Source organism: Bacillus aquiflavi (assembly GCF_019915265.1).
GTDB classification, from domain to species: Bacteria; Bacillota; Bacilli; order Bacillales; family Cytobacillaceae; genus Bacillus_BT; species Bacillus_BT aquiflavi.
Genome location: NZ_CP082780.1, coordinates 604,953 through 620,763, shown reverse-complemented (window position 1 = coordinate 620,763; position 15,811 = coordinate 604,953). Strand labels below are relative to the sequence as shown.

General features: G+C 34.8%; 11 protein-coding genes and 2 pseudogenes. 4 read left to right on the top strand and 9 right to left on the bottom strand.

What is annotated here, in order from left to right; translation table 11 throughout:
* Window positions 1–250: 250 nt before the first annotated feature.
* Complete coding sequence (locus tag K6959_RS03210; protein ID WP_223087605.1) at window positions 251–661, top strand: MerR family transcriptional regulator; 411 nt, start codon at window positions 251–253, stop codon at window positions 659–661.
* A 61-nt stretch (window positions 662–722) separates the two neighbouring features.
* Entirely contained in the window at window positions 723–2,084 is a 1,362-nt protein-coding gene (locus K6959_RS03205; RefSeq protein WP_163238928.1) for a hemolysin family protein, read from the top strand.
* Window positions 2,085–2,143: 59 nt separating this feature from the next.
* On the opposite strand, the gene K6959_RS03200 is transcribed toward K6959_RS03205, so the two are convergent.
* From K6959_RS03200 to K6959_RS03190, 3 genes are all read right to left on the bottom strand, one after another.
* Entirely contained in the window at window positions 2,144–3,631 is a 1,488-nt protein-coding gene (locus K6959_RS03200) for an AbgT family transporter (protein WP_223088290.1), read from the bottom strand.
* A gap of 89 nt (window positions 3,632–3,720) precedes the next feature.
* Window positions 3,721–4,899, bottom strand: a complete 1,179-nt coding sequence (locus tag K6959_RS03195; RefSeq protein ID WP_163238926.1) for a M20 metallopeptidase family protein — start codon at window positions 4,897–4,899, stop codon at window positions 3,721–3,723.
* A gap of 383 nt (window positions 4,900–5,282) precedes the next feature.
* On the bottom strand, window positions 5,283–6,584 hold the full coding sequence (locus tag K6959_RS03190; RefSeq protein ID WP_163238924.1) for a hypothetical protein: 1,302 nt from the start codon (window positions 6,582–6,584) through the stop codon (window positions 5,283–5,285).
* Window positions 6,585–6,834: 250 nt separating this feature from the next.
* Here K6959_RS03190 and K6959_RS03185 point away from each other — a divergent pair, with 250 nt between their 5' ends.
* The gene (locus K6959_RS03185; RefSeq protein ID WP_163238922.1) at window positions 6,835–7,413 is read left to right on the top strand and encodes a histidine phosphatase family protein; all 579 of its coding nucleotides are present in this window, start codon (window positions 6,835–6,837) and stop codon (window positions 7,411–7,413) included.
* 130 nt (window positions 7,414–7,543) lie between these two features.
* Window positions 7,544–8,422 (top strand): cation diffusion facilitator family transporter, encoded by an 879-nt coding sequence (locus K6959_RS03180; protein WP_163238920.1) that lies wholly within the window; start codon window positions 7,544–7,546, stop codon window positions 8,420–8,422.
* Between the two features lie 84 nt (window positions 8,423–8,506).
* On the opposite strand, the gene K6959_RS03175 is transcribed toward K6959_RS03180, so the two are convergent.
* The 6 genes and pseudogenes from K6959_RS03175 to K6959_RS03150 form a co-directional block, all read right to left on the bottom strand.
* Window positions 8,507–9,436 (bottom strand): sensor histidine kinase, encoded by a 930-nt coding sequence (locus K6959_RS03175; protein WP_223087604.1) that lies wholly within the window; start codon window positions 9,434–9,436, stop codon window positions 8,507–8,509.
* Window positions 9,437–9,484: 48 nt separating this feature from the next.
* Window positions 9,485–9,688, bottom strand: a complete 204-nt coding sequence (locus K6959_RS03170) for a hypothetical protein (protein ID WP_223087602.1) — start codon at window positions 9,686–9,688, stop codon at window positions 9,485–9,487.
* The gene (locus tag K6959_RS03165) at window positions 9,639–10,448 is read right to left on the bottom strand and encodes a response regulator transcription factor (RefSeq protein ID WP_223087601.1); all 810 of its coding nucleotides are present in this window, start codon (window positions 10,446–10,448) and stop codon (window positions 9,639–9,641) included. Before K6959_RS03165 ends, K6959_RS03170 begins: the two co-directional genes overlap by 50 nt.
* 96 nt (window positions 10,449–10,544) lie before the next feature.
* Complete coding sequence (locus tag K6959_RS03160; protein ID WP_223087599.1) at window positions 10,545–13,019, bottom strand: ABC transporter permease; 2,475 nt, start codon at window positions 13,017–13,019, stop codon at window positions 10,545–10,547.
* Between the two features lie 5 nt (window positions 13,020–13,024).
* A pseudogene (locus K6959_RS03155) lies at window positions 13,025–13,715 on the bottom strand (ABC transporter ATP-binding protein).
* Window positions 13,716–14,356: 641 nt separating this feature from the next.
* Window positions 14,357–15,782: pseudogene (locus K6959_RS03150) on the bottom strand (SpoVR family protein).
* Between the last annotated feature and the right edge of the window lie 29 nt (window positions 15,783–15,811).

The following is a 15,811-nucleotide window of genomic DNA, read 5'->3' as shown; positions in this document are numbered from 1 at the left end:
CCTATTTTATCAATTATTAGTTGAACGAATAGGATTTTTGAGGAAATAGATTTTTATAAAGGAATTGATGAAAATGCAAAGTAACAAAAAGAGTCCAATATTTACTGATTTTATCTTTCGCTATTCATAGAAATTTGTTTGCACCATAAACTTCATTAATAAACCTTTTTTAAAGTATAACGTTTGACTGTACAGTTTAATTTATCTATAATATTCTTAATTTTATATGTTGAGGTGATAAAATGGGGCAGTGTATCGAATTGGAGAATTAGCTAGTTTAGCAAACGTTTCCAAAAGGACCATTGATTATTACACTAGTCTTGGTTTACTGGAAGCAAATCGCTCTAAATCTAATTACCGTATATATTCTGAAGATTCATTAGATACGCTTAAATTTATAGAAAAATACAAGAAACTACATCTTCCTTTGGAAGAAATTAAGAGGAAACTGGAAATAAAGAAATCAAGGGAGATTAAAGAAACCGAGGTTGAGAAGCAAATCTATGCTTTAGCTCAACAAATGAAACAACTTCAAGACGAGTTATCCGATTTATTACCGCTTATTGAAAAATTGGATGATAAACCAAAAGAAGCTTTAGCAAAAAAATTAACGAATGAAAGATCTGCCTTACTTCAATCTCTCCTGGTTATTACAAGTTAACTATTTTTGAATTTATCGGGAGGTGACTCCTTACTCGTAAAGGCGAGATAAGGAAACTTATTTGGACATATTAAACTTGGTTATCTTAGCCATTTTAATTGCTTTGACAGGCTTTTTTGTCGCTTCGGAATTTGCGATCGTTAAGATTAGAAGTTCTCGAATTGACCAGTTAATTGAGGAAGGAAACAAAGGTGCTGTTGCAGTAAAAAAAGTCATTTCAAACCTAGATGAATATTTATCAGCATGTCAGCTCGGGATTACGATTACAGCTTTAGGACTAGGTTGGTTAGGTGAACCAACAGTAGCTCATCTATTAAGACCGCTAATTGAAAAATTTAACATACCCGACTCAGCAGCTTCTATTCTATCTATTGGAATTGCTTTCGCCTTTATTACCTTCTTACATGTTGTCGTTGGCGAGTTAGCACCAAAGACATTAGCTATCCAAAAAGCAGAAATGGTAAGCTTATATACTGCAAGACCGCTAATTTTATTTTACCGAGTAATGTATCCGATTATTTGGGCATTAAATGGATCTGCTCAATTGATTACAAGAATATTTGGGCTAAAACCAGCATCTGAACATGAACTGGCTCATACTGAGGAAGAACTTCGCATTATTCTGTCTGAAAGCTATAAAAGTGGTGAAATCAACCAATCTGAGTTTAAATATGTAAATAATATTTTTGAATTTGATAACCGAATTGCTAAGGAAATTATGGTCCCACGTACAGAAATTGTATCGTTGGAAAAGGACCATACTCTTGAAACATTCCTTCAAACAGTTCGCGAAGAAAAATTTACTCGTTATCCTATTACTGAAGGAGATAAAGACCATATTGTCGGTCTAGTTAATGTGAAAGAGGTCTTGACTGATTTAATTGTTAATAAAGAACTGGCGAATACAAAGCTAGATTCATATATCAGACCAATTATTCGTGTGATTGATACAATACCAATTCATGAGTTACTTATTAAAATGCAAAAAGAACGAATTCATATGTCAATATTAATGGATGAGTATGGGGGAACATCCGGACTTGTAACAGTTGAAGATATTATCGAGGAAATCGTCGGTGAGATAAGAGATGAGTTTGATTTAGATGAAATGCCCTCAATTCAAAAAATTAATGATGACCATTATATTATTGACTCTAAAGTATTAGTAAGTGAAGTAAATGAGCTATTAAACCTTCATATTGATGATGAAGACGTTGATACGATAGGCGGATGGCTGTTAACAGAAAATTTTGATGCTAAAGAGGGGGATGTTGTCGAGCACGACACATATTCCTTCAAAATTCTTGAGAAAGAAGACCATCATATTAAGCTGATCGAAGTGATAAGAAATCACCATAAAGTAAATGAAGAAGACCAACAAGTACAAGTATCTCATGAAGAAATACCAACCTCTTCCTTTTAATTGGAAGAGGTTCATTTTTTTCTTCCTAATATTTTATTAACATATATTTTTAAGCTTTTTTATGATGGTAAATAAATTGGCCCTTGTGGACCTACAGGTATTCCTAACAAATACCAAACAATTAACAGCAGTATCCAGAATATTCCGAAAAATATTGTGTATGGGAATAATGCTGAAATTAATGTACCAAGACCTGTCTTCTTATCATACTGTTTCGCAAATGATAATAATAACACTAAATACGGCAACATTGGTGTGATTGGATTAGTGATTGAATCTCCTATTCTATACATTGCCTGTGTGAACGCAGGATCATATCCAAGAATCATAAACATTGGCACGAAAATAGGAGCAAGAATTGCCCATTTTGCTGAAGCACTTCCGATCAAAATATTAACAAATCCAACAAAAATAATAAAGAAAATGAAGAGTGGGATCCCTGTAAATCCAACAGACTCTAAAAATTCTGCTCCTTTAATAGCAATAATCGGACCTAAATTACTTGAGCTAAAGTATGCGAGCATTTGTGCTGTAACGAAAACTAATACGATATATGGCCCCATCGTACTCATCGCTTTTCCTAGCATGTCAGCAAAATCTTTTGACGAACGAATTGTTTTCGACCCCAAACCATAAAAAAGACCCGGTATTAAAAAGAAAATCGTAATTAATGGCACAATCGCTGCCATAAATGGTGAATCTTGAATGAGCGATCCTGTTTCTGGGTTTCGTAAAATACCATTCTGCGGCAAAACTAAAATTAAAGTAATGATAATAAATACGAGAAAAACTATTCCAGACCACCTTAATCCGCGTTTTTCAAGCTCAGTTATTTTCTCCATTTCGACTGCCATACCAGTGTATGTTCCAAATCGAGGAATCGTAAATTTATAGGTGACCCAAGTTGCAACAATTAATAGGAAAAATGCAGATACTGCAATAAAATAATAGTTCATCGCAGGGTTCGCTACATAATCAGGATTAACTGCCTTTGCACCAATTTCTGTGAATCCAGCGGCTAACGTATCGGTCATTCCAATCATAATATTGGCTGAGAAGGCACCAACTGTCGAAGCGTATGCAACTACAAGTCCAACGAGCGGATGATATCCGAAAGCCATAAGCACAGCTGCGGCTATCGGCGGTAAAACAACTTGTGTTGCATCTGCAGCAACATTTCCAACAATCGCAATAAAAATAATACTAGGAATAATAATCTTTTTTGGTGTGGCCACGACCGCTCGTTTCATTAATACCGAAAAAAATCCGCTTTCATCAGCTAAACCAACACCAATCATCACGACTAATACCGCTCCGAGAGGCGGAAATTCACTAAAGTTTTTTACCATACCAGTTAATATTTCAATCAATCCGTCTTTAGAAAGAAGATTATGAACAACCACTTTCTCATTAGTTGCAGGATTTACAGCAGAAATATTCAATAATGATAATACATAGGAAGCCAAAATAATGATTGCAGAGAGAATAACAAACAATACGATCGGATCAGGTAATTTGTTTCCTGCATATTCAATTTTATCGAGCATTTTGTTAAAAAAACCTTGACGCTTTTCTGATTTTACATTCTTTTCTAATTCCAAAATAATCCCTCCTCACTTTTTAAAACGTTTACATATCAGCTTTTCGTTAAGCTTAAAGCTGCATTTACATAAATCTTTACTCCATATTTTAAGGCAAGCTCTTCTATATTAAAGCTCGGATGATGAAGAGGATGGATGATTCCTTTGTCTACATTTCCTGCTCCAAGCCTAATATAGCACCCAGGGATTTCATTACTGAAAGCAGAGAAATCCTCTCCACCTAACATTGGTGGTAAAAACTCGATACAATTGTCTGGAAATTGTTTTTTGATAACAGCTAATAATTCTTTCGTAACAGTCTCATCATTGACTACTGCACTATATCCATACATATACTGAAAAGTGATCTTTGCCCCATATGCTGTTGCAACTCCTTGTGCCACTTCTTCAATACGTTGCCGCAGTTTTTCTCGCACTTCTTCTGAAAAACTTCGGACTGACCCGCCAATTGTTGCAGTTCCTGGGATGACATTGTAAGCATCACCACTATGAAATCTCGTTACTGAAATGACACTACTCTCCAATGGAGAAATATCTCTCGAAACGATATGATGTAAACTGCTTACGATTTGCGCCCCTATTGCTAAGGAATCAATCGAGTCTTGTGGAGAGGATGCGTGACCCGCTTTGCCTTGAACAATAATATCAAACAGATCTGAAGCAGTTGTTGATGCCCCTAGTGTAATTCCAATTTTACCTAGTGGAATTGCAGGCATAAGATGCATCCCAATTATTTTATCGATACCGTTTACTACCCCTGCTTTAACCAATTCTTGAGCGCCTCCAGGCGGCACTTCTTCAGCATGTTGGAAAATAAAAATAATTTCTCCGCTTAGTTCGTCAATAGATTCGCTTAACACTTTTGCTGCACCTAGAAGCATTGCTGTATGCCCATCATGTCCGCAAGCATGCATAACCCCATTATTTTTAGAAGCAAATGGTAGACCTGTTTCCTCCTTAATTGGAAGCGCGTCTATATCTGCTCGCAATGCTACTCGTTTTCCAGGCTTTGTTCCCTTTAAGCGGGCAACAACACTCGTTTTCGTTGGTCTTGATAATTCGAGATTTTCAAAGTTTGATAATGTGTCAAAAATGAATTGCGAAGTGTTTACCTCTTGAAAGGATAATTCCGGATGTTGATGTAAATATCTTCTCCATTTAATAACGCTTTCATAGACTTCTTCGATTTGTTCTTCTAGCTGCCTACCCTCCATTTAAAACTCTCCTTCTTAAATAACGTATATTTAACGACAATTTCGTTAAATTCAATTATATTTGTGTAATCCGAATTTTGCAATAATTAAAATAAAAAAAGCTTCTTTCTTGAAGCTTTTTAGAGTTTACAGACAAAGTCATTATTTAAATCAATTTTACTCAGACTGGGGAAAACACTTCCGCAGCATAAGGCGGAGGCAAATAAAATTTGTAGTTCATGAACTTACTACGAAGTGTAAGCTACGAAGAATGCGAGCGTTTGTCAACAGCCTAAAAAAAGCTTCCTTTTTGAAGCTTTTAGTTTAACCATAAAATTAAGTTCCTAAAGACTATTGAGAATGCTCGTTGATATGCTTAAAACGAAGTCTAAAAAGCCAGCTTTTTATCGACTAAATGTATACAACTTGCTCGGTCTACCTTTATTATGCTTTTTTGTTTCTCCGACATCTTTTAAGAGCTCAGCTTTACAAAGAGTTGAGACGATCCTTTGTGCGTTTCGATCACTCATATTCAGTTCAAGAGCCAAATCTTTCGTTGTAAAGGATGTCCAGCCCTTTTTATCAACACAAGCCTTTACTTTTTCATAAGTTTGTACGCTAACATTAACATGCTGAAGCTTTTTAACGAGCAGTTCATCATGACTTGAAGATCCATATGAAAGGATATTTTCTTCGTTCATAAATTCAACAGTTCTCCCGTCATCGTCAATGATCATTATTTTTTTCCCTGTTTCCTCCTTTGAAAGTTGAACAGCCCGTCTTGCATTAAACTCAGCTGCAATAGCCGAATCACCAAACCCAATTCCAGTAAGGACTGAACGTTTCCATTCACGTATTAACACCTCGGTAGTTTTTTGTAACACTGGTAATTTATGCTCCATTTCGCCACGAGAACTGAAAATAATGTAACTGCCGCTTCCAAGCTTTAAAAATGATCCGTTTAAGCTTCTGCTTAAGTGGAGCAACTCCTCATTCATTTTTAAATCAGTATATTGCAAATCGTAAGAAAGAAAGTCTTTTTGCGATTGAACCTTTGCCTCCTCGATCTCAACGATACAGACAGCAATTTGTGTATTTTTAAAGTATTTTGCCCTAGCTTTCTCAACAAGAACTTGTAACGTTTGTCTTGTTTCAAGCCGCGTTGTACTAATCCAATTTGCTGCGATACCATCGTTTTCAAGAAGTTCTTTCACTTGAGGATAACACGTTAAAACAGCTTCAATCTTTCCTTCTTTCCATAGACGTTGATGATGATGGTAGAGCTTCATGTAATCAATATGAGCATCAAATTTTTTTACATATACATTGTTAGGTCTTATATCTAACTGTGCAAGGGCTTCATCAACGACATTTTCGCCTAACGGAATATCAATACTAATCCCTTCAAACATTGTTCCTTTTTTAAAAAATAAATTTAAAAAGGATTTATAAAAACCTGTTTCGAGAAAAAAAACGCCAGTTAATCTTTTATCTGTTCCAAGTGCATCTTTGGCAATTGTATATGGAATTGGACCAGAAAATAACCATGCGTCTACTTCATTCTCATGCTCTTTTACAATTTTTGTTGTTTCATAGGCTTCATGATACGGATACGAAAGAAATGTTAATTCACTTTCAAATTCCTTTCCAACATCTAATATCCTTTCAACAGAAAGAGAAGGACCAACGACGCCAACTTTAAACAATCCCTTCACACTCCATAAACAATATATTTTTCGATCACTTTAAATGCCATTTCGTTAACTAAGGCTGATTATATCACAGCAAAAAAAAAAGGAACAAATTTAGCAATGTTCTCGAGCGAATTACTCCCCTTTTTAAGTTGAACTATTCCTTTATTCATGTAAAATATACGCATCCCTATTTAGACGGGAATAAGCGAGCACAGCGGAATGTCGTGTATGATCATGATTGTATTGTTAAGGGGGAATTTTTGTGACGACGTTAGCTTTAATTAGACATGGAATAACCGAATGGAATGAAATAAATAAATTACAAGGACATCAAAACATTCCGTTAAGTGAAAAAGGTAAAGAACAAGTACTTGCTTTAGCAAACCGGTTAGTAGGAGAGAAGTGGGATATCATCTATTCTAGTGATTTGCAAAGAGCGAAAGAAACAGCTAATATTTTAGCAGAAAAAATGGGTTTACAAGTGATGATTGATAAACGGTTGCGAGAAAGATATTTTGGCAGATTAGAAGGGACAATCGAAATAGACCGCATGGCACAATGGGGAAAATACTGGCGGGAACTTCATCATGGCATCGAAGAAAATGAAAAAATCGAACTGAGAGTCGCTCAGTTTTTTTACGACATCATTCATCCATTAAATGAAAAAAAAATCATTGTCATTAGTCATGGAATAACTATTAATAAAATGTTAAAAATAATCTTAAAAGATTATAACGAAATTGAAATACATAATACGTCCGTGTCGATTTTAAAAAAGAACGATCATGAGTGGTTTTTACATTTATTTAATTGCACTGAACACCTAAAGAAAATGATGTAATCTTTGCATAAACACAACATGTTTACACCTCCTCAAAAACCGTGGATATAGCTTACATCATTGCTCTAGACCCACATTCGCTTCATTTGATAAGCTTAAGCTAGGTGATGAAAGTTTTGGAGGAGTTTCCATGGATACATACAATGATTTAAAAATGGGTGAAAAAGGTGCTTGGTTTAGTATTATTGCCTATATATGTTTATCTGCCTTAAAGCTGATTGTCGGTTATTTCGGAAATTCCGAAGCGTTAAAAGCAGACGGCTTAAATAACTCGACAGATGTTGTTGCTTCAATTGCGATTTTGATAGGTCTGAAAATTTCTCGAAAACCTCCTGACGACGATCATCATTATGGGCACTTACGAGCAGAATCAATTTCTTCTTTAATTGCAGCATTCATTATGATATTAGTCGGTATTCAAGTTTTATTTCAGGCAACCATTTCGATTACAACGAAGGAACAACTGGCTCCGAACATGTTAACTGCTTGGACGGCTTTATTTTCAGCCTTTGTCATGTATATTGTTTATCGGTATAACCTTAAGCTAGCGAATCAAATTAACAGCTCATCGTTAAAGGCAGCTGCGTACGATAATCGATCAGACGCCCTTGTCAGCATCGGTGCTTTTATTGGTATTATCGGCTCCTTAATCGGGTTACCATGGCTTGATCCGTTAACAGCCATCATTGTTGGCATGATTATTTGCAAAACAGCGGTAGTTATTTTTAAAGACGCAGCTTTTTTATTAACAGATGGATTTGATAACAAAACTCTTATAAGTATTTCAAAAATAATTAGCGAGATACCTGAAGTTCGTTCGATTAATAATATAAGGGGACGAACACATGGAAAATACCTTTTTGTAGATGTCACTATTTCTGTCGATCCACAGCTAAACGTTGTTGAGAGTCATGAAATAACGGAAGAAATTGAAAACCAAGTCCAACTTCAACATCGAAATAGTTACGTACATGTTCATATAGAACCATATCAGCAAGAATTTAAATAGAACAGGGTGTCCTCATTTGACACTCTGTTTTATTTTATTGGCTAAATTTATGTAAGGCTAAAACACGATATTGTATCACATAGCCTAATATTTCGGGAACAAAATCTGAAAAGTCGTTCCCTCGCCAAGGATACTGTCAACCTCGATTAAACCGCCTTGCCCCTCTACTATCGATTGACTAAGCGAAAGACCGATTCCAACCGAATCGTTTTGCTTTTTGCTCTTAATTCGATAAAACCGTTTAAAAATATGCGGCAATTGATTTGGTTCAATTCCCTCACCCGTATCAGAAATAAAAATCCGGTAAAACAATGGCGAGTCTTCAACTGAAACAGTGATACACCCATCTTTTTCAGTATGTTCTACTGCATTTTTAATCATATTCATAAGCGCTTCACTTAGCCATTCCCGATCGTGTGCCATATGAATATCTTCGCTTTCTATTAGTTTAATCTCTACCTTTTCCTCTTCACTGCGTTTTTTAATCATTTCAATCGTTTGGGAAATTGTTTCATTTAACGATTGGTCTACTTTTTTAAAGACAATGGCTCCTGCATCTAGCTTTGCTAGCTTTAATAAGCTTTTAATTAACCACTCCATCCGTTTCAATTGAACTTGACTGCTTTTCAAAAATCGTTTTCGTTGTGCATCTTCTATTTCTCTTTCTGTTAGCAACTCATTAAACATCATTAATGATGAAAGCGGGGTTTTAAGTTGGTGTGATATGTCTGATAATAAATTGACAAGAAATTTCTTTTCTTTTTCTAACGCCATAATATTATTTCTAATTGAAGCACTCATATTATTAATGCTATATATTAACTTTGCAAATTCACCCTCTTCGTTTTCATGAAGGATTACTTGATGACGACCTTCAAGAACATCATTAGAAACTTCAGTAATACTATTTATTTTTCGATATAAACTTTTAAACTGTGCATAATTAAAGATAAATAAAATGATAAATACAGCAATAACAATCCCAAATATTATATATATTAAGTTGTTTTGCAAATTTATCACACTAGGTATAAAATGTATTGCTAATTCCTTATCATAACCCTATTGTTGTAACACTTTTAAACCAGCTTGCTTTTCCTGTTCATTTAAACCTTTTGTAACCAAAGGGACAACATCATTTTCCCATTCAGGATGTTCTTTTAAGATCGTTCCAACAATTACTGCATTATTTTCTATTAAACTTTTCTTATATTGATTAGCTACAAAGGAGATGACTACATATGAAATACATAAAAATAAGATCATGATGATCACAAGCCAGATTGAGCTTCTTTTTAATTCTGGATTTTTCATTAAGTTTCTCATGTTTTTTCTCCTTTATGACGTTCATATTCCATTTATAGCCGAGCCCTCTTTGCGTAACGATATATTGCGGACGTGAAGGCACATCCTCGACTTTTTCTCGAAGTCTTTTAATATAAACAGCTAACGTATTATCATCCATGAAAGGAGTAGACGTTTCCAATAGCTTTTCAAAAATGGTATCCTTGCTTAATACGATCTTTGGATTATTCATAAAAATAAGCAAAAGCTTGTATTCTTGAGCGGTTAATGGGATATCTTCACCATTTTTCTTTAACATGACTGTTAACGTATGTAATTCTATATTTCCGCTTCGCAATATTTCTTTATACACCTGTTTAGTTTTACTGCGTCTTAATACTGCTTTTATTCGCGAGACTAATTCTTTTACCCGAAATGGCTTAGTGACATAATCATCCCCGCCAATTTCTAAACCTAATACGACATTTACCTCATCATCAAAAGCGGTTAAAAAGATAATCGGCATCTCGCTTTTTGCTCTAATATATTTACAAACATCATAGCCGCTGCCATCCGGCAATGATATATCTAATAGGGCTAAATCAAACTGTTCGTTATCAATCATATGAATGCAATCTTTTACAAGGCCAGCTTTTACTACGTGATAGCCTTCTTCTTTTAATGTAAATTCCATTCCCATTGCTAACGCTTCATCATCTTCAAGCAATAAAATTTTGATCACTTCGTTCACCTCTCACACTCTATTGTAAATGACAGTTCTATTGTTTTCTAAAAACACGAATAAAGCCGTATTATTTTTACGGCTTTAAATCATGACTTAATCAATTTCCCGTATATTTTCAATAATATTTTGGTTTTTTATCTTTCTTAATGGGATAAGAGCTGAAACTAAACCGATCAAAATAGACATAATCGTAGCAATTGCAATGACATCATAATAAATCGTTAGCTCAAATCCGCGAATGCCAGATAAAATGGTGAAAAGGATAATTGAACATCCAACGCCTGTAATTGAACCGAAAAAGGCGCCAAAAATTCCATATAGTATTCCTTCGGTTGCAATCATTTTACGAATATCTTTTCCTGTCATCCCAACAGCTTGAAGCATTGCAAATTCTTTTTTCCGTAATAATAAATTTGTTGTCACTGTATTTGCGATATTAATAATACCGATTAACGTAATAACCGAAATAAAACCATAAACTAGCGTATTTACTTTTACAAACATTGCGCGCCGCTCACGAACTTCATCAATTTGGTTGATAATATTTAAAATCGCATTATTTCCAATTATTTCTTCAATTTTTGCCATAACTTCTTTTTCATATTTTTTATCTTGTAACTTTATTCTAAAAGAATAAGCAATGAGTTCTTCACCGTTATCGAGTAATTTTTCTGCAGTAGATCTTAGCATTATATAACTAATCCCATTTCCATTCGATGAATATGGATGATCCTCAGCAATGGCTGAAATTTTCATTTTTATAAAATTTTCTTTAATTGGTTTATAGTCTTCTTCGTATAGAAACGTAGGATCGGTAAAAAATTCAGTCCCAACTTTTCCGTTAATCATCGCAATAATCATCATTTTGTTTTGATCATAATCAAATAAATAATTATTTTTAATTAAAATAATCCCATTTTCTTCATGCATTTTTTGAATATCGTTCGAACCTTTCATCTTGGCTGATTGTAAAAGAGTTTCTAATTCTTCATCATTTACGACATAAATATTAGAATGAAGCATTTTTAAGTTCAGCCCATCCATTTTAAACTGAGTGATTTCAAAGTCATTTGCTGCTTGATTAACTAATTTTTCCTCAAACATGGCATTAGATTGGACGATTGGATATTCAGTGTAGATCGTTTCTACCCCTTTAATGCTTGCTAGACGTTCTTTTAAATCATCTGTTAATAAATGATTAACACTGTCATTTACGATGACGAAATCTACCTTTTCTGCTTCTCCTAAATCTTCAATAAACATCCCTGACATCTTTAACAGCGATGTAAAGGTAATAAACAATGAGACGCTAATAATCATTGATGAAACAGTAATATAAAAACGTTTCCGATTCCGCTTCATGTTTTTTAATGCCAGCAAACTATTCATTCCAAACAATTTTTTAAACCATGGTGAGCTTTTTCTTTTTATGCGCTCTTTTGTAAAGGATTGGCGCTGACTAATTGCCGTTAGCGGGGAAATTTTCATCGCTGTCCATGCTGGTAATAGAGCAGAGAGATAAATTGAACACATACTGATTAGTGCACTAATCATAAATACGTTAGGTGAATAAATGATTTCTAAATTTGTAAAAACTGTTTCATTCATAGAGTTAAAAAGGTAAAAAATAGTAATATAAGCAATCGTCCCAAAACAAAGACCGAGCGGTATAGAAATGATGCTTAAATATGTTGCCTCTCTTAAAACGATTCCGCGCAATTGCTTTTTCGTCATCCCGATTGCTTGGAGAAGCCCAAAATGTTGGATTCTTTGAACAACACTAATGTGAAACGCATTGTAGATAACGGCTATCGTAGCAATAACGATCATCGCGATAACAAATGCCACTAGTCTATATACCGTTTGATTAAACCTGTCTGACGTGGAACCTCCTAATAATTTTAACAACCGTTCATTTATTGTATAGTTATCTTCATCAGTCAGTTTCGCCAATTCTTTTACTATTTTTGCCAAATCTGCTTTTTTATTTATTTCTACTAAAATGGATGCATTATTTACATTTACTTCTTTCGTCTCCGTTACAGCAATAGCTTCATCCTTCCCCTGGTTGCGAAGCAGTCCAGTTAATATATATTCCCGTTTCCCTTCGTCTTCAAAGGTAAGGGGGATCTTTTCATTTAATTTTGGATTATCTGCTAATTGAGGCAGTACCCATGTTTCAATCGCAATTTCATCTTTATTTTTCGGTAGTCGGCCTTTCTCAAGATGATATGGCAATAATTCTTTCTCAAGATTAGTCATTTTTTGAACTTGTAAATAACGGTTTTCAATAACCACCCTTTCCGCATTTTCCACCATTTCAACCTTGTCCACTTGAGGATGACCTTTAAGCTTCTTTAATAGCTGTTCATCTCCTCGTTTAAACATAATATGATATCCGCCGTTAATTTGCTTTTCAGTTTCGACCATGTTAGCTTGTAAACTGAGTAAAAATAAACCGATCGTAGTCATTAAAGCGACGGATAAGATAATCCCGATGATTGTAAGAATTGTTCGTTTTGAATTCACTTTGAAATATTTCCAAATAATTTGGTAATAATTTTTCATCGTTATCACCCCCTTACAGACTGGCTTTCATCATTTACAATCGCTCCGTCCTTTAACGTTATAAATCCGATCAGCTTGTTCGGCAATTTTTGTATCGTGAGTAATCATAAGTAATGTTTGATGATAACGTTTTGCGGATATTTTAAGTAAGTCTATTACTTCTTTACTGTTTTTACTATCTAAGTTTCCTGTCGGTTCATCTGCTAATATTAAAGCAGGTTTATTAATGAGCGCTCTAGCAATTGTAACTCTTTGCTGCTGACCCCCTGAAAGCTCAGATGGCAAATGATCAATCCGATCTGATAATCCTAATAACTGAATAAGCTCCCGATAATATGACTTGTCAATTTTTTTTGAATCTAATAAAGCAGGCAATTCAATATTTTCTTGCACATTCAAAATCGGCAATAAATTATATGATTGAAAAATAACCCCGATTTTTCTCCGTCTAAAAATTGATGCTTTATTTTGATCTAATTTGCTTATGTTTTCATTATCTATATAAACGGAGCCTTCTGTCGGTTTATCCAATCCGCCGATTAAATGTAGTAACGTGCTTTTTTCAGATCCAGATGCGCCGACAATAGCAATAAATTCACCCCGCTCTACAAGTAAATCAACATTTTTTAATGCATAAATGGCACTTTCTCCGGTACCGTATTTTTTTGTTAACCCCCTAATTTTTAATAAACTCATGCTTGTTTGTTCCCTCCCTATCAATGCTCTACTAAAGTTTAATCGATGAATCTTACATTAAAACCAATAGTTATCTTACAGTTCTGTAAGAATACAACTATGTATGGAAAGCTAAAATGAGGTTTGAATATGCCGAAGAAGAAAAATCAATAGTGACAAAAACATGTCAGGCGAGGCCAAAGCGAATAGAAAAGGCGCTGTTCTGAGTTCGTTCGTTTGATAACTGTCTGAAACAACCAGTAGTTGTTATTATTCTAATAATTAGAAAAATCAAACTTCTATTCCCACTAGTAAAATGTTATAATCTAATTGTAATAGTTGAAGCCTTTATAAGGGTGATCGGTATTCACTCCCAACGGAAAAGGGGTGATATCCGATGACAGTATTTGAAGCTTTAATGTTTTCGGTTGCTTTTACGAACTTATTTATGGCTGTACTGTCATTTCACAATAACAAATAATCCACCCTTCATTTATAAAATAGGGTGGATTATTTCTCCATTATACGGATCCCCTTAAAGGATCAACTATTACAAGCGGCCATTGGTGTAACCGCACCATGGTCGCCTTTTTTACTATAATTTCATTATACACAATGGCGTTTACGACGTAAATAGACATATTTTCCGAAAATTTATTCTCTTATAAATACTTTCTCATGACACTTCGCCCATCATACGAAAACAGCATTGGTCTTTCTTCAACAACGGTTTGTAAATGAACAGTTCGTCCCCATAGTTGATGTATAAAAGGAAGTACTTTTTCTAAATAGTTAATATCAAGCTCAGTTCCTTCATAGGAGTGTTTTTAGAAAAGTTCTCCGTTTTGTAAATAGTCACCGTCATTTACAGTAATGTAAGGAAAACCACCGTTTACTCGCATATTTACAAGTTGATCGCGAACTTTTTCCCAATCTTTATCGACAATTTTATAGTCCTTCCCTTTCTTTTGGAATAAATATAAATCTTCACGATGAACTAATTCTTTCGTGAGATAATTGCGGATAAATGAAGTATCAGACTCGATTTCTCTTACTTCAAATATTTTTTCACGGCCCGAGCAAGGCTTTATACCTCGTGCTTTCATTTTATCTGCTGGCTTATTCCAACGTTCTTCAATATCTTCAAAAATTTTCAATCCTAAATAATATGGATTAATGCTTGTGCGTGACGGTTGAACGACTCCAGCATTTAACTTTGCAAATTCGATTGCTTCACCAGTGGTTAAATCCATCTCTCTTAAAATCCGCTGATGCCAATAAGACGCCCACCCTTCGTTCATAATTTTCGTTTCGAGCTGCGGCCAAAAGTAGAGCATTTCCTCGCGCATCATTGTTAAAATGTCTCGCTGCCAATCAGACAGCTCTCTGCTATACTGCTCAATAAATAACATTAAATCTTTTTCTGGGTTCGGTGGGAAATTCTTCCTTTTTTTTCGTTGCTTCGGTTTTTCCTCCTTTTCAATGTCTAAATTCCACAGATCATCATATGGTGTAGGTGCAAGCCTTTCTTCTTCTTCGTACTCTTGTTCATCTTCATCGCTCAAAGCTAAATTTGGCCGTATAAGGGATGGGTCGATATGTTCTTCAATGGCTAATACAGCATCTAAAAAAATTTTCACCTCGTGCTTGCCGTGTTCAATCTCATATTGACGAATCCTTTCCGCAGTAGCTGCCATACTTTCAACCATATCCCGCTTCGTATTTTGAAAACGAACGTTATTTTTGAAAAAATCGCAATGTGCTAACACGTGCGCAACGATTAATTTATTTTGAATTAGCGAGTTTGAATCAAGCAAAAATGCGTAGCACGGATTGGAATTAATGACAAGCTCGTAAATCTTACTTAAACCGATATCCGATATCATAATGAATCTTCATTTTATGAAATTGCTTGCCGAAACTCCAATGTGAAAATCTTGTCGGCATTCCGTATGCCCCAAACGTATAAATGATATCTGCTGGACAAACTTCGTAACGCATCGGATAAAAGTCTAAACCAAACCCTTCAGCAATTTCTGTTATTTCGGCAATAGCTTTCTCTAATGCTTTTCGTTCCTCTTCTTTCACCCGCTCTTCCCCCTTTTTCCGTCTTAACA

What these genes read in the sequence shown, in the direction of transcription:
- K6959_RS03195 (WP_163238926.1), bottom strand. Translation starts at nt 4,899, where the DNA reads ATGGAGGGTAGGCAGCTAGAAGAACAAATCGAAGAAGTCTATGAAAGC.
- K6959_RS03170 (WP_223087602.1), bottom strand. Translation starts at nt 9,688, where the DNA reads ATGATCTTATTTTTATGTATTTCATATGTAGTCATCTCCTTTGTAGCT.
- K6959_RS03180 (WP_163238920.1), top strand. Translation starts at nt 7,544, where the DNA reads ATGGATACATACAATGATTTAAAAATGGGTGAAAAAGGTGCTTGGTTT.
- K6959_RS03160 (WP_223087599.1), bottom strand. Translation starts at nt 13,019, where the DNA reads ATGAAAAATTATTACCAAATTATTTGGAAATATTTCAAAGTGAATTCA.
- K6959_RS03200 (WP_223088290.1), bottom strand. Translation starts at nt 3,631, where the DNA reads ATGCTCGATAAAATTGAATATGCAGGAAACAAATTACCTGATCCGATC.